A 19,300-nucleotide genomic window follows, 5' to 3' on the forward strand; every position below is an offset into this window, starting at 1 on the left:
TTTTGAACGGGTGAATCGGCGGGAATTACTAGTCAAGTCCGGCCTTTTCCTTGCAGCTCTGACGCTCACACCCTCGCGGGCTTCGGCCCTCGGGGGTGTTGTTTTGGAAACGGGTACAACCGTGCCTGATTTCGATCTGCCCGGATCCAGTCAGTCCGAACCCGATCGGAAGCAATGGAGCAGCCGTGATCTGCGCGGCCGCTGGCTCGCGGTTTACTTCTATCCAAGGGATTTCACCGGCGGATGCACGATCGAAGCCCGGGGCTTCGAAAGCCTTCACAACGACTTCCTTCAGGCCGGTGCGGAAGTGATCGGCATCAGCGCCGACAGCGTTGACGACCATGAATCCTTCTGTGAGAGCGAAGGATTGAGCTTCCCCCTGCTGTCCGATCCCGACGGGACCGTGAGCAAGGCCTACGGGTCGTGGATGGCGCCGTACTCGCTGCGCCACACCTTTCTGATCGATCCGGACGGGGTCTTGCGTGAACGCTGGGTGGCGGTTCGACCCAACGGTCACGCCCGCGAGGTGCTGGATTCGTTGGTGTCTTTTCAGACCAAAGCCGCCGTTTGACAAAAGAGGGCTTTTGCTGAATGGTGGACCGAACGAAGCGTTGTTCGAATAAATGGGTGCGGGTCAGAGTTCATTTGTAATCCTCTATCACCGCACGCCGTTCGACGAATCAAAAGACAAGAACGGGAAAAGAATATGGGTCGATCAGAAAAGTCCTAACGGAATTATTCCAACCCTTCGCAACCTCTTCCGTAGCTGCGAAAAAGGCACTTGGATTGCCTGGAGACGGGTCGACGATCAGTCGAATGAAGGCACAGAACGGTTTGAGATGGATAATCCTTCGCCGTTTACTCTGTGCCGAATACCCCTGGAAGATGAACAGATCTCCAGTTTTTATCACATCACATCCAAAGAATGCTTCTGGCCAATACTTCATACATTTCCAACCTATTTCAATGTCAACAACGCGAACTGGAAGATTTTTGAAGAGGTCAACAAACGTTTCGCCATGGCGGCATGCGCCGAAGCCGCCGAGGGTGCAACGGTGTGGGTGCATGACTACAACCTTTGGCTGGCTCCCGGTTACATCCGAGCCGAACGTCCAGACCTGAAGATTGCCTTTTTCCATCACACTCCTTTCCCGGGGAATGATGTTTTCGCCATCCTTCCCTGGCGTGAGCAGATCCTGGAAAGTTTGCTCTGTTGTGATGTCGTCGGCTTCCATATTCCCCGCTACACCGAAAACTTTGCCCGCGCCGCCACAACCCTGGTGGGCGCCAAACGAGGCCCCAAAGTGCCGGTGGACAAGAAATTCATTGAGGTCGGAACCGCCCTTTCGGAAGGCACGGTCACCAGTCACCTCGAGCACAACGGTCGCACCATTCAGCTGCTCAGCTCTCCGGTGGGCACCTCACCGGATCTGATTCAGGAATTGTGCTGGAGCCCGTCGGTTGAAAGTCATGGCGAATTGATCGTTCAAGACACCAAAAAAGGCCGAAAACTGATCCTCTCTGCCAGTCGGGTGGATTACACCAAGGGCAACGAAGAGTTGCTGCTGGCGTTTGAACGGCTGTTGGAACGACGCAAGGATCTGCACGGCCAGGTGGTGCTGATGCTGGCCTGTGTGGCCGCTGCCAGTGGAATGAAGATCTACGAAGACACCCAACGCTCAATCGAGGAGATGGCCGGACGCATCAACGGCCGCTTCAGCCAGATCGATTGGGTGCCCATCCGCTTTTCCACCCGCCGGATCCCCTACGACGAAATGATCGCCTGGTTCTGCCATGCCGATGTCTGCTGGATCACACCGCTGCGGGATGGCCTGAATCTGGTGGCCAAGGAGTACGCCGCTGCTCGACGCAACCGTGGCGGCGTTCTTGTGCTCTCGGAATTCACCGGAGCCTCGGTTGTGCTGGATGGCGCCGTGCTCACCAATCCCTATTCAAATCGCCGCATGGATGAGGCCATCGAATCGGCACTGGAAATGGATGAAGACGAGCAGCGCGACCGCATGAGCCGCATGACCGATGCCGTGGAGAACTACACGGTGAGCGACTGGGCCGAGGAGCAGATGTCTGGCCTGTCGCCCTCCACCCCGCAATGAAACTGCGCCGCTGGCTCGTGGGCGGTGCCTTGGCGCTGGTGATGGCCCTGGGTGTTCTGGTTGGATCAGCCTCCTCGCGCGCGGAGGAGGTGAGCATCCTCATGCCCTCCTCCTTCACCGATGCCAGTGCCGATCTGGTGAAAGCCTTCAACCGCGAGCATCGCGGCCGGATTCATCTCAAGTTGATTCGCGGTCCGTTGAACACGGAATCGATTTCAGACCTGGCAATCAGCAGTCTTCTGCTCGGTGATGCGCCGTTCGATGCGCTGTTGATGGATGTCACCTGGTTGCCAAAATATGCCGCCGCCGGCTGGCTTGAAGCCCTGGATCCCTGGTTTGGTCAGGGCGACCAGGAGCAGCTGGTGCAAGGTGCACGGCTGGGCAATGACTACGACGGCCATCTCTATCGCTGGCCGCTGGTGGCCGATGTGGGACTGCTCTACTGGCGCACGGATCTGATGGAACAGCCACCAACAACGCCCGATGCGCTGGTGGAGGTTGCCGGACGCCTCGTTGAAAGCCAGGCCGTTGCCAACGGTTTTGTCTGGCAAGGGCGTCAGTACGAAGGATTGAGCTGCGACTTCCTTGAAGTGCTGCAGGGCTTCGGCGGTGACTGGATGGACACCACCACCAACGCCATGGAGCTCGATTCGCCTGAGGCAACGACCGCAGCAGCCTGGTTGAACGGGCTGATCAGCGAAGGCGTCAGCCCCTACGCCGTAACCAATTACGCCGAGGCGGAGTCGCTTCAGGCCTTCAAGGCCGGTGATGCCGCTCTGATGCGCAACTGGCCCTACGCCTGGGCTGAACTCCAGAAGGACGACAGCGCGGTGCAGGGCAACGTCGGCATCAGCCTGATGGTGGCCCAACCGGGTGAACGCCCCGGAGCCACCCTCGGCAGCTGGGGGCTGAGCCTGATGCGCCAATCGCAGCACAAGGAAGCTGCGGTGGAAGCGATTCGCTACCTCACCAGCGAAGACGCCCAGCGGCAGCGTTTTCTCAACAACGGCTACACCCCGATCCAGGCGGATCTGTTCAATGACCCGGAGATGCTGAAGGCCTCTCCCGTGCTGCCGGATCTGCTGGTGGCCTTGAACCATGCGGTGGTTCGTCCGCCTACCCCGCTGTATGCCCAGCTGAGCGATGTGGTGCAGCGGGAACTCAACGGCTTGTTCACCGCGGCCGGGTCCGCCGATGAGGCCATGGCCACCAGTCAGCAGCGGAGCCAGACTCTGTTGCGCGCTGCGGGAGCCACGCCATGACGATGCTCCTGGCTGCACCTGCTCTGCTGTTGATCGCGGTGGTGTTCGGCTGGCCGATGCTGCGCTACGCCTGGCTGAGCTTCCACGCTGATTCCGTTCTCACTGGCCTCGAACCGGTGGCCAACGGCGGAGCCAACTGGTGGCGACTGGCGGCCGATCAGCGCTTCTGGCTGGATGCCGGACAAACCGCGCGATTCGCCCTGATCTCAGTGGGTTTGGAGTTGCTGTTGGCCCTGGCCATTGCGCTGCTGCTGCATCAACGCTGGCGCGGCAGGGGAGCTGTTCGGGCCCTGACCCTGCTGCCCTGGGCCCTGCCCACAACGATGATGGCCCTGGGCTGGCGCTGGATCTTCAACACCCCCTACGGCCCGATCGAGGTGCTGGCACGAAGCCTTGGCCTCAACTCCCTGGATCTCCTGTCCACCCCATCGATCACCTGGCTGGTGACCGTGTGTGCGGACGTCTGGAAAACAACCCCCTTTATCACGCTGATTCTTCTGGCGGGACTCCAGAGCATTCCCGACGACCTTTACAGCGCCTTTCGCCTGGAAGGGGGAACGCCCCTTCAGGCGCTTCGCAGGGTCACCCTGCCGCTGCTGCTCCCGTACATCCTGCTGAGCCTCCTGTTCCGCCTGGCCCAGGCCTTCGGGGTGTTTGATCTGGTGCAGGTGCTTACCGGTGGTGGTCCCGCCGGCAGCACCGAAAGCATCGCCCTCTATGCCTACCTCAACGGCATGCGTTTCCTCGATTTCGGCTACAGCGCCACGGTGATGCTCGCGGGATTTCTGTTGCTGACCGCCCTTATTCTTGCGGGCACGTTGCTGCTGAGGAGCTTCGGTCTGTTGAGGTCCCTGGACCGATGACCCATGAATCGATGACACGTGGACCGATGACACGACGTTCCCTCTGGATTGCTCTGCTGCTGGTCTGGTCCCTTGCTCCGATGCTGTGGCAGCTGCTGAGTTCCTTCACCACCGCAGATGCTCTGGTCAACGACCAACTGAGCTTCTGGAGCCGTTGGACGCTCAACAACTACCGGGATCTGCTCAGCACCGATCCACCCTTCTGGCGTTACCTGCTCAACAGCAGCTTGGTGGCTTCCCTCACCACACTGCTCACCTCGATGCTGGCCATCCCCGCCGCCTACGGACTGGCAAAGCTGCCTCAGCGGTTGAAAGGAATCCTCCGCACTGCCGTAGTGGGCGCCGCTCTTTTCCCTTATGTGCTGCTGTTTCTGGCACTGCTCGAACTGGCCCGCACCTTTTCCCTCGGCAACAACCTGATCGCCATCGCCATTCCCTACAGCGCTTTGTCGATGCCTCTGGCCCTGCTGCTGCTCACAGCAGCGTTTGAAGCCCTGCCCAACGACCTCGAAGACGCAGCAAAGCTTGAGGGATTGTCGTTGTGGCAGCGGCTGCGCTGGGTGCTGCTCCCCTTGATTGCCCCGGCCTCCGCCAGCACGGCAATCCTGGTGTTCCTGTTTGCCTGGAACGAATATCCCGTGGCGCTCACCTGGCTGAGCCGCAGCGATCTGCTCACATTGCCGGTGGCGATGGCCCGAATTGCGGGATCATCCACCTATTCCATCCCCTACGGCACCTACGCGGCAGCCACCGTGCTCGGTGCCATTCCTCTTCTGGTGCTGGTGCTGGTGTTTCAGCGCCAGATCGTCAGTGGACTCACCAACGGAGCCATCAAGGGATGACACTGCAACTTCGGGCCATCAACAAGCGCTTCGGCGAACGACAGGTTCTCCACCAGCTCGACCTCGATGTGGCCAACGGCGAATGCGTCGCTCTGCTGGGGGCCAGCGGCTGTGGGAAAAGCACGGCCCTGCGTCTGATCGCTGGGCTCGATCACCCTGATCAAGGGTCGATTCGCATCAACGATGCTGAGATGGTCGACGTGCCCGCTGAACGACGCCGGGTGGGGATGGTGTTTCAAAGCTATGCCCTGTTCCCGCATCTGAATGTGTGGGACAACCTCGAACTGGGGCTGCGCATGCGGGGCGGCAGCGCCGCCGCCCGCGATGAGCGGATCCGAGGCGTCCTGGAGGTGTTGCAACTCAGCGGCCAAGCCCGGCAACGGCCCTCACAACTGTCCGGCGGCCAGCGCCAGCGCGTTGCCCTGGCCCGAGCCCTGCTGCGGGATCCCCTCGTATACCTGCTCGATGAGCCGATGAGCAATCTGGATGCCCAGTTGCGTGAGGACCTGCGGCCTCAATTGCGTCGTCTGATGATCGGCGGTGAGCAGCCTGTGGTTTACGTCACCCATGACCAGCAGGAGGCGATGGCACTGGCGGATCGCATCGCTGTGATGCGCGAGGGAAGGATTGAACAGATCGGAACACCCCGCGAGCTGTACCTGCAACCGGCCAGCACCTACGTCGCCCAGTTCATTGGCCGCCCGCAGATGAATCTGCTGCCAGCCAGAGATGGAGTGATCACCGGCATCCGACCGGACGATCTAAGGCTCGATCCCGCAGGCTCACCCTGCACGATCCTCAGCCGTGAATGGTTCGGAGCCAACCAGATGCTGCTGGTGCGCTGCGATCGCGGCGACCTGCGGCTGGTCTGCCCCGGAGAGGCAGCGATCGAAGCTGAGCCACGTATCAGTTGGCCCAGCGCTTGTGAGCATCGCTTCGATGCCGTCAGCGGCCGTCGTCTGCCGTCAAATCGGCTGCCATCCGATTGAGAAGCTCGCTGTGCGCTGACGCCTGGCGGCGCAGAGCTTCGGTCTGATCAGGATCGGCTGGACGGTCCACTTCGGACCGCCAAAGGCTCAACAGATCATCCACAGAGGGAAGCGAGCGCAAGGGGATGCAGGGCACCATGGCCATGGCCGCTGCAGCCTCCACCTTCGGGTCGTAGCTGAGGGCAACCATGGGGCTGTTGGCCAGTCGGGCCAGGATCAGGGCATGCAACCGCATCGGCAGCACCAGACGCGCCCGCTGCACCAGATCGGACACAGCCTCCAGGGACTGAGGCACCAGGGTTGAGCTGCGCGCCTTCAATCGCGCCGGCAGCAGACCTTGGTCACTCAGGTGCTGCAACAGGGGAGCGTCCTGATGCTGATGGAAGGCCAGCCAGATCACCGGCGCATCCAAGTCGGCACTGAGCCGATCCAAAGCCTCCGTCAAGCAACGCCAGCCCGCGGAATCCAGCAAAGGTGTCGGACGCCAACTGAGCACGATCGCGTCGCCACCAAGCCAAGGGCGCGCCGGCATCTGCCAGACCGGATCGGCGGCCAGCACCATCGGCAGCTTGGGGGCCCAACGCTGGGCCCAATCAAAGGAGCGCTGATCCCTCCAACTCGCTGCCTTGCAGAGGGGCAACACCGTGCGAACCAACAGGTGACTGATCCGACGCTGCAAAGGGCCAAGGCCCTGCCCCCAGAGAACCACCTCGGCGCCACCGAGGCGGGCAACCGTCATCAGCAGCAGGTAATAGATGAGGCTGCTGAAGCTGGTGCTGTCCTGCAGCAGGCTCCCGCCACCAAGCACCAGAACATCAGCTCTCAGGGCCGCACGAAGACAGCGCCGCAGGGAACGGCGGTTCACCGTCTGCGCCGACGGAGCCAAGGCCAGAACGGGAGCTGGATCGCGGGCTGTGATCAACAGCTGCTGCGGCTCGGGAAGGGACGACACCAGCACCTGCAGCAGGGCATCGTCGCCGAGGTTGTGCTCTCCGTAGTAGCCGCAAAGCAGCAATACAGGCGCAGCGGGGCTGACCACGGGCAGCAGCCTGTTCACTCCGGGCATTATCAACCGATTCCTAGGATTCAGGGCATGCACGCGTTATCGCTCGGAACCTGGTGGATCCATGTCGCCTCCGTGGTGGAGTGGTGCGTGGCGATCGTGTTGATGCATCGGCGTGGGCTACAGGGCCTGGCCTGGGCCATGCTTCCGGCCCTGGTCAGTGCCATGGCTGCCTGCACCTGGCATCTGTTTGACAACAGCGAAGCGCTGCGGGGGCTGGTCACCCTTCAGGCCCTGTTCACCGTGATCGGCAACTGCACCCTGGCCTTGGCGGCCTGGCAGCTCCAACGTCGCCGGCAGGTGGATGGAGTCAGTGCTCCATGAACTTCGATCCCGCACCGCTGTTCGCCGCCTCGCTGATCCCCTATCTCCTGTTTCTGCACTGGCTGCGGAAAAGTGAGGCGCTTCCGTTGATGGCGGAGCGGGGCTTTCAGCTCACCCTGCTTTTTGTGGCCGTCACGATTGGTGCTGCCATTGCCGCCCTGCGCTGCTGCTCAGCGGAACTGGTGGAGATTGACTGGTTGCACGGTGGGGCAGAAGCCTTTCTCACCCTCAGCAATACGGTTTTGGTGATCGGATTGTTGTACCCAACCCCCAAAAAAGGGTGAACAACTCTTAAGAGAGGCAGGCAAGGCGTCGCTAGCGCCGGAAGATGAGGTGTCGCTCATTGGCTCGAATGCTGACCCACCTTTTCGCGATCGCTCCCGCCTCCGTGTCCTGGTCTCCCAAGGTCGCCCTGGTGATGATCCTCTGCAATGTGGTTGCCATCATGGTCGGCAAGGCCACGATCAAGCACCCCAACGTTGGCGCCGCACTCCCCAACGCTTCCTTCTTCGGCGGCATGGGTCATGCAGCCCTGCTCGGCACCACCAGCCTCGGCCACATCATTGGCATCGGTGCCATCCAGGGTCTGGCCGCCCGCGGAGTGCTCTGAAGCACATCTCCTGAGGGAGGAGCCAGTCTCCTCCCTGGAACACCTTGGCTCAGAGCAGATACGGCAACAAGCGCAGGCCGTATCTCTCGAAGTTGTAGTTGAACAACAGCTCTGAGAGAGTAGGTGCTTCTGCTGTCGCAGAAAGCCCATGGATCAAACGTTCCAGACGTCGGTCCGCCCTTGAATTGTCGAGGCTCCACCAGGTGCGCCGTGCCAGCCGGCCCGACACCATCCAACGCCAACTCCGCTTGGCCTTGATCAGCTCTTGGTAGCGAAGCGCCATGGCTGTGGATTGGCCTGCCATCCCTTCAGCGATCAGCAGTTCGGCCAGTTGATCGGCGCTGTCCATCGCATGGCGGATCCCTTCTCCCCCAAGCAGATTGGCGGAACTGGCCGCATCCCCCACCGCTATCAGGGCACCAGCCACCAAAGGTTCTGAGCGGGCGATGCTGCTGGACACTGGCCCGCCATGGCGATCCAGCACCGGGCAGGTGCCCAAGCCACAGCGTTGAATCAAGCGCTGAAGGGGCCCAGCCAGGCTGCCGGGACCCGGACGATCCGCCGGTGGAAGGTGACAGACCCCCACCTTCAGCCGTTGCCCCTGCATGGGAAAGATCCAGCCGTATCCATGGGGGATCCAGGCGGTGCCCAGAAAGAAACTGATCCGATCCCGCCAGGCAGCCGCCTGACGGTCATCGGTCTGCAGCAACCACTCAACGCCGATGCCCTGCAGCAGAGGATCCTCGGGATTGGAGCTGAGGCCGGCCTGCTGCAGCAGATCTCGGCGTGCACCGGTGGCATCAATCAACCAGCGCGCTGAGCGCAATGACGAACGCCCATCACGTGTTTGCAACCGCACGCTGGCTTGATCGGCCGTGAGCGTGCTCAGCGCAGCCCGGCAGCCCTGGATCAACTCGACCCCATGGCGGCGCGCTTCCTCCCAGAGCCAGGACCGAAGCCGGCCGAAGTCGAGCACCACCCCCAGGTCGCCGGACGACCACCACTGATGAACCAGACCCGAGGGATCATGCAGCTGCCAGCCCTGCCAGGTGGCGGCAATGGCGTCATCCGGAAGACCCAAGCGACGAACAGCCTCCAGAGGCAGGGCGCCACTGGAATAGGCATGACGATGGGGATCAGCCAGGCGATCCACCAGGGTCACCTCAGCACCCGCCCGCGCCAGTTGAATCGCCAGACGGGCACCGGACGGTCCCGCGCCAACGATCAGAACGGACACGAGCCCTCAGCTTCAGGCCTGGAGGGCCTTGATCGAAGCGGTGGCTGGCAGATCACCAGAGGTGTTGCTGAAGCGCTCAAGAATGCGTTCAGCCATCTGCGCAGGAGTGAGGCCAAGAGCTTCCTTGCTCTGCTGCGGCGTGGCGTGATCAACCAACTGGTCGGGGATGCCGATGCGCAACATCGACACGTTGATGTCCTGATCGATCAACGACTCCAGAACCGCTGCGCCAAAACCACCGGGCAGGGCTCCCTCTTCCATGGTGACCACACGGGGGATGCGACGTGCCAGGGGATGGATCAGCGCCTGATCCAGGGGCCTCAGGAAGCGGGCATTGATCACGGTGGTGGAGAGACCGGCTTCCTCCAGAAGCGTTGCTGTGGCGAGGGCCGGAGCCACCATCGAGCCGTAGGCCACGATCATCAGATCGTCGCCTTCCCGCAGCAGTTCACCGCGGCCGATCGGCAGCGATTCCCAACCCTCTTCCATCAACGGCACCCCTTCCCCGGAGCCCCGCGGAATCCGCAGCGCCGTGGGCCCGTCGTGCTGCAGGCAGGTCACCAGCATGCGCTGCAGCTCAGCCTCATCCTTCGGTGCCATCACCGTGAAGTTGGGAATGGCCCGCATGTAGCTGATGTCGTACTGACCCTGGTGGGTCGGCCCGTCGGCACCAACGATGCCGGCACGATCGAGCACGAAGGTGACCGGCAGCTTCTGGATGCCCACGTCGTGGATCAACTGGTCGTAGGCGCGCTGAAGGAAGGTGCTGTAGATGGCAACGACAGGACGCAAACCTTCGCAGGCCATGCCTGCCGCCAGGGTGACGGCATGTTGCTCAGCGATGCCCACGTCCACGTACTGGTCCGGAACGGCCTTCTGAAGCAAATCGAGACCGGTACCGGTGGCCATGGCCGCAGTGATGCCGATCACCCGACTGTTCTGCTCACAGAGCTTGACCAGGGTCTGCCCGAACACCTTGCTGTAGCTGGGGGGCTTGGGTTTGGACGACGGAATCGCCTTTCCGGTGCCGAGATCAAAAGCTGATTGGGCGTGGTAACCCACCTGGTCGGCCTCGGCATAGGGATAGCCCTTGCCCTTTTTGGTGACCACATGCACCAGCACAGGACCACCCTCACGGTGAGCCGCCTGGAAGGTGCGCACCATTTCACCGATGTCGTGGCCGTCGATCGGCCCCATGTAGGTGAAGCCAAGTTCCTCGAACACGGCACCCACCTTGGGAACTGCGAGGCGACGCATGCTGCCCTTGAGGCGGTTGAGTTCCGCAGGAATCTCACCACCCATGAAGGGCAGATGCCGCACGCTTTCCTCAACACTCCCTGAGAGGAACTGCATCGGTGGGCTGAGCCGCGCACGGTTCAGCACGTTCGAGAGCGCACCAACCGGCGGGGAGATCGACATGTCGTTGTCGTTCAGCACCACCAGAAGAGGTGTGTTGGGAAGGTGTCCGGCGTGGTTGATGGCCTCCAGAGCCATGCCGCCTGTCAGGGCTCCATCACCGATGACGGCAACGCATTTGAACGACTCCCCCCGGTTGTCCCGCGCCATGGCCATGCCCAGCGCCGCTGAGATGGAGGTGCTGGCGTGGCCCGCACCGAAGTGGTCGAAATCGCTCTCTGTGCGCTTGAGGTAACCCGCCACCCCGTGCTGCTGACGCAGGGAGTCGAAATCGTTGAACCGGCCGGTGATCAATTTGTGGGGGTAGGCCTGATGGCCCACATCCCAGATCACACGATCATGGTCGAGATCAAGCGTCTGGTACAGGGCCAGGGTCAGCTCCACAACCCCCAGGCCAGGCCCCAGGTGACCACCGCTGGTGGACACCACCTGCAGATGCCTCTCACGAATCTGCCGAGCCACGTCCTCAAGCTGGGCCGGGCTGAGTCCGTGCAGTTCATTCGGATGCTTCAGATCTCCGAGATGCATGCACTGCCAACTCCAATACGTGCAATCTACGGGAACCAACCCGGATCCTGTCTGGATCGAACCCTTGGAAGAATGGTGAGATGACCGATTACCTGCAGCGGATCCTGCGTGCCCGCGTCTACGACGTGGCGCGGGAGACCCCTTTGGATCCCGCACCCAATCTGAGCCGCCGGCTGAACAACACGGTCTGGCTGAAGCGGGAGGATCTCCAGCCGGTGTTCTCGTTCAAGCTGCGCGGCGCCTACAACCGCATGGCGCAGCTCAGCAGAGACGAGCTCAAGCGCGGTGTGATTGCCTCCAGTGCCGGGAACCATGCCCAGGGCGTCGCCCTGAGTGCCCAGCGGCTTGGCTGTCGGGCCGTGATCGTGATGCCAAGCACCACACCCGAGGTGAAAGTGCGGGCCGTGCGGGCCCTGGGTGGTGACGTGGTCCTCCATGGCGAGACCTACGACGAGTGCTCCGCGGAGGCGCAGCGACGCTGCACGGCCGAGGGGCTCACCTTCATTCACCCCTTCGACGATCCGGAAGTGATCGCAGGCCAGGGAACGATCGGCATGGAGATCATGCGCCAGGCCGAGCAGCCACCCAACGCGATCTATGTGGCCGTGGGTGGTGGTGGCCTGATCGCGGGCATCGCCGCCTACGTCAAACGGCTGTGGCCGGAAACGGAGGTGATCGGTGTGGAACCGGTGGATGCCGATGCCCTGAGCCGCTCCCTCGAGCGAGGGCAGCGGGTGGAACTGGAACAGGTGGGGCTGTTTGCCGATGGCGTCGCCGTGAGAAAGGTTGGGGAGCACACCTTTGCGCTGGCCCAGCAGTTCGTCGATCGGATGGTGCGGGTCGACACCGATGCCATCTGTGCCGCGATCAAGGACGTCTTTGAAGACACTCGTTCAATCCTGGAGCCCGCCGGTGCCCTGGCGGTAGCAGGACTCAAACAGGATGTGGCCGAGCGCCAGCTGGCGGGGCGCAATCTGGTGGCGGTGGCCTGCGGGGCCAACATGAATTTCGACCGGCTGCGCTTCATCGCCGAACGGGCTGAGCTCGGGGAAGAGCGCGAAGCAATGCTGGCCGTGGAGATTCCCGAATCACCCGGCAGCCTGAGGCGGCTTTGCGAACTGCTGCGGGAGCGCAGCCTCACGGAATTCAGTTACCGCATGACTGATGGGGCCTCGGCGCAGATCTTCATCGGTGTGCAGGTCAGCGATGACAACGACCGTGCCTCCCTGCTGAGCCAGCTGGAGCGTGGCGGCTTCCCCTGCCTCGATCTCAGCGACAACGAATTTGCCAAGGTTCACCTGCGCCACATGGTGGGCGGCCGTCTGCCGGCTTCAGCCCGCACGGCCTGTGCGGGGGAATGCAAAGAGCTGCTTTATCGCTTCGAATTTCCCGAACGCCCGGGTGCCTTGATGAGCTTCGTGGATGCTCTCCACCCCGGCTGGAGCATCAGCATCTTCCACTACAGAAACCACGGTGCTGACGTGGGGCGCATCGTTGTTGGCGTGCTGGTGCCGGAACAGGACATGCAGGGCTGGACCGAATTCCTCAATGCCCTGGGCTATCGCCACTGGGATGAAAGCAACAACCCGGCCTATGGCCTGTTCCTCTGAGTTTCAGGGCGGTAACTTGAGTGCTCTCGAGGGGTTGTGATGACGTCTCCATCCCTGCCCACCCGGCTCGAGGCGATTCTTTATCTCAAGGGTCGGCCCGTCAGCATCGGTGAACTGGCCGAGCTGGCCGACGCCGATCGCCGAAGCGTTGAAGAAGCCCTCGTCGCCCTGACGGCCTCTTACGCCCAGCGGGACAGTGCCCTGGAGGTCGTTGAACAGAGCGGTCGCTACGGGCTGCAGCTGCGAGCCGGCATGGGCGATCTGGTCAAAGACCTGCTGCCGGTGAACCTCTCCACAGCAACCCTTCGAACCCTCGCCACCATTGCGCTGAAGAAACGCATTCTTCAATCGGATCTTGTGGATCTGCGGGGCTCGGGGGCCTACGACCACATCAAGGAACTGCTGGCGCAGGACTTCATCGAACGGCGTCGTCAGAGCGAGGGGCGGTCCTATTGGCTCACCCTCACCGAAAAATTTCACTGCACCTTCTCCGTGCTTCCTGATCTTGGGGCAACCGATCTGACGGAAGCTGCATAAAGTCAGAGCAGATCAGCTCCCGTCATGGAATCTCTACCCGTCACCTTGCTGCAGGTGCTGTCCCAGACCCTGCAGATCTATTCCTTGGTGCTGATCGTGCGGGTTCTGCTGAGCTGGTTCCCGAATCTGGACTGGGGCAATCCGGTGCTCAGCAGCGTGAGTGCGATCACCGACCCTTACCTGAACGCCTTCAGGGGTTTGATCCCACCGCTGGGGGGCATTGACCTCTCCGCCATCCTGGCCTTCCTGGCCCTGAACCTGTTGCAGAGCCTGGTGGGCCAGTCGATCAGAGCCTTCTACATGTCGGGCTCCAGCTGGTGATCACTTCTGGGTGATCACTGCTGGTTAATGCCCCGTTCCAACGGCAGCAGGTCATCCTCCTCAACATCAACGCGGCTGCGGACCGGAGCATTGAATCCACGGGCACGGGGATTTTTGATCACAAACGGCCCTGGGGTTCCGGCCGGCACTGAGATTCGCAGGGCGAACGGGGAGTGACCAGGGTTCACATCCCCGATCGATCCCACCCGGGTTCTGTTGGGGAGAACCGGTTCACCACTGGCATCCAGGATCCGTGCATACACATCGGTGTCGATGACGCTGTTCTTGCTGCGGTTCTCAACGTCTCCCGTCAGCACATAACAGCTGGCACCAACCGGGCGGCTTAATTCAGGTTGATTGCCGGCATCCAGCTCTCCGCAGGGATCCAGGCGAACCTCACTGAGCTGCAGTTCAGCGGCGTCACAGGGGAGCGCCAGCCCCAGCAGAATGGGCAGGCAGAACAACACGGAAGCAAATCGACGGAGCATCAGGAGATCAACGTTGGTCACCACTGCCTCCGATGCGCCCACGGGCAGCCCGGCTCGACAGTTTCTGCAGGTTGGCGTCAGCCACCTCATTCAGGTCATAACCCAGTTCGCTGGCCAGCTGAGCCACGTACCAGAGCACATCTCCCAGCTCCAACTTGATCGCTTCGCAGGTGTCGGCATCAAACACACCGCCACGGTCGCGAATCACCTTTTTCACCTTGTCGGCCACCTCGCCGGCTTCACCGGTCAAACCGAGGGTCGGATAGATGGGATTACGGCCCACATCCGGGTAGGCAGCCGTCTTTCGGGCGGCGTCCTGATAGAAATTCATCTCCATGGGGCCAGTTGGGAAACGCCCGGATGGTAGTTTCCGCAAGGATTTTCAGCCGCGATATGGGCCAGTTCGACCTGAACCGACGGACCAAGATCGTGGCCACCATCGGCCCTGCCACCGAGAGCCCGGAGCGGATCAAGGAGCTTGTGAAGGCTGGTGCCACCACCTTCAGGCTGAACTTTTCCCACGGGGACCACAGCGAACACGCCGCTCGCATCGCCACGATTCGTCAGGTGTCTGAGGAATTGGGGCAAACCATCGGCATCCTCCAGGACCTTCAGGGCCCGAAGATCCGGCTCGGGCGGTTCGCTGAGGGTCCGATCACTCTGGCCAACGGTGATCCGTTCACACTCACCTCACGGCCGGTGAGCTGCGACAAGACGATCGCAACGGTCACCTACGACAAGCTGGCAGACGAAGTCACCGCAGGAAGCCGGATCCTGCTCGACGACGGCCGCGTTGAGATGAAGGTCGATACCGTCGACAAAGCGCAGCAGACCTTGCATTGCACCGTCACCGTGGGCGGTGTTCTCTCCAACAACAAGGGCGTCAACTTCCCGGACGTTCAGTTGTCCGTTCGCGCCCTCACGGACAAGGACAAGACCGACTTGGCCTTCGGCCTCAGCCAGGGTGTGGACTGGGTAGCCCTCAGCTTCGTGCGCAATCCCTCCGATATGGAGGAGATTCGCGGACTGATCCGCGAACAGGGCCATGAGACACCTGTGGTGGCGAAGATCGAAAAGTTTGAGGCCATCGATCAGATCGACTCGATTCTGCCGCTCTGTGACGGCGTGATGGTGGCCCGCGGTGACCTTGGCGTGGAGATGCCGGCCGAGGAAGTTCCGTTGCTGCAGAAGGAACTGATCCGCAAGGCCAACAGCCTGGGCATCCCGATCATCACGGCCACCCAGATGCTGGATTCCATGGCCTCTAGCCCCCGGCCCACACGAGCTGAAGTCAGCGACGTGGCCAACGCCATCCTGGATGGCACCGACGCCGTGATGCTCTCCAACGAAACCGCGGTGGGGGATTTCCCCGTGGAAGCCGTTCAAACCATGGCCACCATTGCCCGACGGATCGAGAAGGACTATCCCCAACGCTCGATCGACAGCCACCTGCCCAGCACCATTCCCAACGCGTTGAGCGGTGCGGTCAGCACCATCGCTAGCCAGCTCAATGCCTCCGCGATTCTTCCCCTCACCCGAAGTGGGGCCACAGCTCGCAACGTGAGCAAGTTCAGGCCTGCGGCACCGATCCTTGCCATCACTCCTGATCGCACCGTGGCGTGTCGTCTGCAGCTGGTGTGGGGCGTGACACCGCTGGTGATTCCCCAGGGCGAACGCACCACGCAGACCTTCCAGGCGGCGATGGTCAAAGCCAAGAAGCTCGATCTGCTGAAGGAAGGTGATCTCGTGGTTCAGTCCGCAGGCACCCACACCGGCGTTTCCGGATCCACAGATCTGGTCAAAGTGAGCATCGTCGGCAACGAAGCACAGGCCACACTGATCTGAGCGACGCCACACCATGAACCGGCGCATGCCCGCAACGGAAACGGTGCGGATGGCCCTGTCCACCCTGCGCAGCAACAGGCTGCGCAGCCTGCTCACGATGGTGGGCATCGTGATCGGCAACGCCTCGGTGATCACCCTGGTGGGGGTTGGACGGGGAGCGCAATTGCTGGCTGAAGGCCAGTTGAACAACCTCGGCGCCAATGTGTTGTTTGTGGTTCCGGGCAACACAAACGCCAGACGCCAAGGGGTCACGCGACCGAAAACGCTTGTGCTGGAAGATGCCGAAGCCATCGCCACCCAGGTTCCCAGCGTCAAGCGCGTGGCGCCCGTGATCAACACCAATCAGGTGGTGCAGGCCGGAGCCCGCAGCTCCACGGGTGCGGTCTTCGGCGCGACATCGGAGTTCCCCCCTGTGCGCGGATTCGACGTGGCCAAGGGCCGTTTCATCAACGCCAAGGACGTGGCCGGTGCGAAAGCCATCGCCGTGCTCGGCTCGGATCTGCGCACCAAGTTGTTTCCCACTGGCTCAGCGATTGGCCAGCAGGTGCGGATCGGCAATCAAAGCTTTGAGGTGGTCGGTGTGATGGCCCCCAAAGGGGCCGTGTTCGGCAGCAACCAGGACGAAAACACTTACATCCCCATCACCACGATGGTGAACCGGATCACCGGTCGGGATCCGATTTACGGCATCAGCCTCAACTCCATCAGTGTTGAAGCCAGGGATGAGAACAGCATCAACGCAGCCAGCTTTCAGATCAACAACCTGCTGAGGCAGCGGCACCGGATTCTCCGAGACGACGATTTCGTGGTGCGATCCCAGAAGGACGCCCTCACCATCGTGGGCACCATCACCGGAGGACTCACCCTGATGCTCGGGGCCATTGGTGGGATCTCCCTGTTGGTGGGAGGCATCGGGATCATGAACATCATGTTGGTGTCCGTCAGCGAACGCACCGAAGAGATCGGCCTGCGTAAAGCCTTGGGGGCCCGCAGCGGTGATGTTCTGCAGCAGTTTCTGGTGGAATCCCTGGTGCTTGCCAGCCTTGGCGGCGCCATCGGCACGCTGGCGGGTCTTGGAACAGTGAGCCTCGTGGCGGCAGTTACGCCCCTGCCAGCAACTATCGGCGCAACGATGGTAGTGGTCACTGTTGGACTCTCAGGATCCATCGGGCTGTTCTTCGGAGTTGTTCCAGCCCGACGCGCCGCAAAGCTCGACCCGATTGTTGCCCTGAGAAGCCTTTGATCAGGCCTCAGACATCAGTCCAACTCCTTTACACTCGTTAACGAATTTTTTCGGCTCATGAATCAGCGCTGGCGCCTTCTTGCCCTCTGGCTGTTGCCAATCGGCGTCGTGTTGCTGATCGGCTGGCAGGTGGTGAGCAACGGAGGCATCAACGGCCTCAGCCAGGACAGCAATGGCACCACCGTCGCTCCCCGCAATGCCGCGGTGGCACGGATGAGCTACGGCCGCTTCCTCGATTACGTCGAGGCCGGTCGCGTCACAGCCGTTGATATCTACGACGGTGGCCGCAACGCCGTGATCGAAGCCGTCGATCCCGACCTCGACAACCGCGTTCAACGCCTGCGCGTTGACCTTCCTGGTCTGGCCCCTGAGCTGATCAACACGCTGAAGACCGAAGGCATCAGCTTTGATATTCATCCGCCCCGCACAGCACCTCCAGCCCTCGGCGTGCTGGGCAATCTGGCCTTCCCGCTGCTGCTGATCGGTGCCCTGATCTTCCTGGCCCGCCGGAACAGCAACATGCCTGGCGGCCCTGGCCAGGCCATGCAGTTCGGCAAAAGCAAAGCCCGCTTCATGATGGAAGCGGAGACCGGCGTCATGTTCGATGACGTGGCCGGCGTCACCGAAGCCAAGCAAGAACTCCAGGAAGTGGTCACCTTCCTGAAGCAGCCCGAGCGATTCACTTCAGTGGGTGCTCAGATTCCCCGCGGCCTTCTGCTGGTCGGCCCTCCCGGCACCGGCAAAACCCTTCTGGCCAAGGCCATTGCCGGTGAAGCTGGCGTTCCCTTCTTCTCCCTTTCTGGTTCTGAGTTCGTTGAGATGTTCGTTGGCGTGGGTGCCAGCCGCGTCCGCGATCTGTTCAAGAAGGCCAAGGAAAACAGCCCTTGCTTGATCTTCATCGACGAAATTGATGCCGTAGGCCGCCAGCGCGGTGCCGGCATCGGTGGAGGCAACGACGAACGCGAACAGACGCTCAACCAGCTCCTGACGGAGATGGATGGCTTTGAAGGCAACAGCGGCATCATCATCATTGCCGCCACCAACCGCCCCGACGTTCTGGACTCAGCTCTGATGCGTCCAGGCCGTTTTGACCGTCAGGTCACCGTGGACGCCCCCGACATAAAGGGCCGCCTGGCCATCCTCGATGTGCACTGCCGCAACAAGAAGCTCGAAGAGGAGCTGTCCCTCGAAAGCATTGCCCGCCGGACCCCTGGTTTCACCGGTGCTGATCTAGCCAACCTGATGAATGAGGCGGCCATCCTCACCGCCCGCCGCCGCAAGGAAGCCATCGGCTTGAGCGAGATCGACGACGCTGTCGATCGGATCATCGCCGGCATGGAGGGTCGTCCCCTCACCGACGGTCGCAGCAAGCGTCTGATCGCTTATCACGAAGTCGGTCATGCCCTGATCGGCACCATGGTCAAGGACCACGACCCTGTTCAGAAGGTCACCTTGATTCCCCGAGGCCAGGCCCAAGGCCTGACCTGGTTCTCCCCGGATGAGGAGCAAACCCTGGTCACCCGTGCCCAGCTCAAGGCACGCATCATGGGAGCCCTGGGTGGCCGTGCCGCAGAGGACGTGGTGTTCGGACACCAGGAAGTCACCACGGGAGCCGGTGGCGACATCCAACAGGTGGCGTCGATGGCCCGCAACATGGTGACCCGACTCGGCATGAGTGATCTCGGCCCTGTTGCCCTTGAGGGCGGCAGCCAGGAAGTTTTCCTGGGCCGTGACCTGATGTCACGCAGTGACGTGTCGGAATCGATCTCCCAACAGATCGATGTTCAAGTGCGCAACATGGTGAAGCGCTGTTATGACGAGACCGTGGAGATCGTGGCTGCCAACCGCGAAGCCATGGATCGCCTGGTGGAACTGCTGATCGAAAAGGAAACCATGGATGGTGATGAGTTCAAGGCTGTTCTGGCTGAATTCACCGCTGTTCCAGAGAAAGACCGCACCGTCGTCACCCTCGACTGATTCTTGGTCCACAAACAAAAAGCCTCCGTCT

20 protein-coding genes are annotated in these 19,300 nt (G+C 61.7%); 15 read left to right on the forward strand and 5 right to left on the reverse strand.

All coding sequences use genetic code 11. The features are described from left to right. Window positions 1-10: 10 nt before the first annotated feature. The 6 genes from DXY35_RS11070 to DXY35_RS11095 are packed head-to-tail and all read left to right on the forward strand — an operon-like array spanning window position 11 to window position 6,070. On the forward strand, window positions 11-571 hold the full coding sequence (locus tag DXY35_RS11070) for a peroxiredoxin (RefSeq protein ID WP_114989244.1): 561 nt from the start codon (window positions 11-13) through the stop codon (window positions 569-571). Between the two features lie 52 nt (window positions 572-623). Beyond that, window positions 624-2,114 (forward strand): glucosylglycerol-phosphate synthase, encoded by a 1,491-nt coding sequence (ggpS, locus tag DXY35_RS11075; protein WP_115082324.1) that lies wholly within the window; start codon window positions 624-626, stop codon window positions 2,112-2,114. Further along, window positions 2,111-3,376: an ABC transporter substrate-binding protein gene (locus tag DXY35_RS11080; RefSeq protein ID WP_115082325.1), complete on the forward strand. Its 1,266-nt coding sequence runs from the start codon at window positions 2,111-2,113 to the stop codon at window positions 3,374-3,376. Before ggpS ends, DXY35_RS11080 begins: the two co-directional genes overlap by 4 nt. Further along, window positions 3,373-4,239 (forward strand): carbohydrate ABC transporter permease, encoded by an 867-nt coding sequence (locus tag DXY35_RS11085; protein WP_115082326.1) that lies wholly within the window; start codon window positions 3,373-3,375, stop codon window positions 4,237-4,239. Before DXY35_RS11080 ends, DXY35_RS11085 begins: the two co-directional genes overlap by 4 nt. Before the next feature lie 26 nt (window positions 4,240-4,265). Further along, window positions 4,266-5,081 (forward strand): carbohydrate ABC transporter permease, encoded by an 816-nt coding sequence (locus DXY35_RS11090; RefSeq protein ID WP_115082503.1) that lies wholly within the window; start codon window positions 4,266-4,268, stop codon window positions 5,079-5,081. Then, on the forward strand, window positions 5,078-6,070 hold the full coding sequence (locus DXY35_RS11095; RefSeq protein WP_115082327.1) for an ABC transporter ATP-binding protein: 993 nt from the start codon (window positions 5,078-5,080) through the stop codon (window positions 6,068-6,070). Before DXY35_RS11090 ends, DXY35_RS11095 begins: the two co-directional genes overlap by 4 nt. Here DXY35_RS11095 and csaB read toward each other — a convergent pair. Beyond that, window positions 6,027-7,109 (reverse strand): polysaccharide pyruvyl transferase CsaB, encoded by a 1,083-nt coding sequence (csaB, locus tag DXY35_RS11100; RefSeq protein WP_115082504.1) that lies wholly within the window; start codon window positions 7,107-7,109, stop codon window positions 6,027-6,029. The genes DXY35_RS11095 and csaB overlap by 44 nt on opposite strands. A 54-nt stretch (window positions 7,110-7,163) precedes the next feature. Here csaB and DXY35_RS11105 point away from each other — a divergent pair, with 54 nt between their 5' ends. The 3 genes from DXY35_RS11105 (at window position 7,164) to psaK (ending at window position 8,067) form a co-directional block, all read left to right on the forward strand. Further along, on the forward strand, window positions 7,164-7,457 hold the full coding sequence (locus DXY35_RS11105; protein WP_115082328.1) for a DUF2499 domain-containing protein: 294 nt from the start codon (window positions 7,164-7,166) through the stop codon (window positions 7,455-7,457). Further along, window positions 7,454-7,741 carry a DUF3593 domain-containing protein gene (locus tag DXY35_RS11110; RefSeq protein ID WP_115082329.1) on the forward strand — a complete coding sequence of 96 codons (288 nt, stop codon included), beginning with the start codon at window positions 7,454-7,456 and terminating at the stop codon, window positions 7,739-7,741. The genes DXY35_RS11105 and DXY35_RS11110 overlap by 4 nt, the downstream gene beginning before the upstream one ends. 68 nt (window positions 7,742-7,809) lie before the next feature. Continuing rightward, window positions 7,810-8,067 (forward strand): photosystem I reaction center subunit PsaK, encoded by a 258-nt coding sequence (gene psaK / locus DXY35_RS11115; RefSeq protein WP_041434789.1) that lies wholly within the window; start codon window positions 7,810-7,812, stop codon window positions 8,065-8,067. 49 nt (window positions 8,068-8,116) lie between these two features. On the opposite strand, the gene DXY35_RS11120 is transcribed toward psaK, so the two are convergent. Together DXY35_RS11120 and dxs are read right to left on the reverse strand one after the other, a co-directional pair. After that, window positions 8,117-9,304, reverse strand: coding sequence for an NAD(P)/FAD-dependent oxidoreductase (locus tag DXY35_RS11120; RefSeq protein ID WP_115082330.1), 1,188 nt, complete (start codon window positions 9,302-9,304; stop codon window positions 8,117-8,119). Between the two features lie 12 nt (window positions 9,305-9,316). Beyond that, the gene (gene dxs, locus DXY35_RS11125) at window positions 9,317-11,248 is read right to left on the reverse strand and encodes a 1-deoxy-D-xylulose-5-phosphate synthase (RefSeq protein WP_115082331.1); all 1,932 of its coding nucleotides are present in this window, start codon (window positions 11,246-11,248) and stop codon (window positions 9,317-9,319) included. An 80-nt stretch (window positions 11,249-11,328) separates the two neighbouring features. On the opposite strand from dxs, the gene ilvA reads away from it, so the two are divergent. From ilvA to DXY35_RS11140, 3 genes are read left to right on the forward strand one after another with little or no spacing between them, the layout of a single operon-like run. Next, window positions 11,329-12,858 carry a threonine ammonia-lyase, biosynthetic gene (gene ilvA / locus DXY35_RS11130; RefSeq protein WP_115082332.1) on the forward strand — a complete coding sequence of 510 codons (1,530 nt, stop codon included), beginning with the start codon at window positions 11,329-11,331 and terminating at the stop codon, window positions 12,856-12,858. A gap of 39 nt (window positions 12,859-12,897) precedes the next feature. After that, entirely contained in the window at window positions 12,898-13,395 is a 498-nt protein-coding gene (gene scpB, locus DXY35_RS11135) for an SMC-Scp complex subunit ScpB (protein WP_115082333.1), read from the forward strand. 24 nt (window positions 13,396-13,419) lie between these two features. Beyond that, on the forward strand, window positions 13,420-13,716 hold the full coding sequence (locus tag DXY35_RS11140) for a YggT family protein (RefSeq protein ID WP_115082334.1): 297 nt from the start codon (window positions 13,420-13,422) through the stop codon (window positions 13,714-13,716). A 14-nt stretch (window positions 13,717-13,730) separates the two neighbouring features. On the opposite strand, the gene DXY35_RS11145 is transcribed toward DXY35_RS11140, so the two are convergent. After that, window positions 13,731-14,204 carry a hypothetical protein gene (locus DXY35_RS11145; protein ID WP_115082505.1) on the reverse strand — a complete coding sequence of 158 codons (474 nt, stop codon included), beginning with the start codon at window positions 14,202-14,204 and terminating at the stop codon, window positions 13,731-13,733. A gap of 7 nt (window positions 14,205-14,211) precedes the next feature. Further along, window positions 14,212-14,541, reverse strand: coding sequence for a nucleoside triphosphate pyrophosphohydrolase family protein (locus tag DXY35_RS11150; RefSeq protein ID WP_115082335.1), 330 nt, complete (start codon window positions 14,539-14,541; stop codon window positions 14,212-14,214). Window positions 14,542-14,597: 56 nt separating this feature from the next. Between DXY35_RS11150 and pyk the strand changes: the two genes are divergently transcribed. The 3 genes from pyk to ftsH are packed head-to-tail and all read left to right on the forward strand — an operon-like array spanning window position 14,598 to window position 19,269. Further along, window positions 14,598-16,049, forward strand: a complete 1,452-nt coding sequence (gene pyk / locus DXY35_RS11155) for a pyruvate kinase (protein WP_115082336.1) — start codon at window positions 14,598-14,600, stop codon at window positions 16,047-16,049. A gap of 13 nt (window positions 16,050-16,062) precedes the next feature. Next, on the forward strand, window positions 16,063-17,292 hold the full coding sequence (locus tag DXY35_RS11160) for an ABC transporter permease (protein WP_115082337.1): 1,230 nt from the start codon (window positions 16,063-16,065) through the stop codon (window positions 17,290-17,292). A gap of 57 nt (window positions 17,293-17,349) precedes the next feature. Next, on the forward strand, window positions 17,350-19,269 hold the full coding sequence (ftsH, locus tag DXY35_RS11165) for an ATP-dependent zinc metalloprotease FtsH (protein ID WP_115082338.1): 1,920 nt from the start codon (window positions 17,350-17,352) through the stop codon (window positions 19,267-19,269). Window positions 19,270-19,300: the final 31 nt, after the last annotated feature.

Source organism: Synechococcus sp. N32, assembly GCF_900473895.1.
GTDB lineage: Bacteria > Cyanobacteriota > Cyanobacteriia > PCC-6307 > Cyanobiaceae > Parasynechococcus.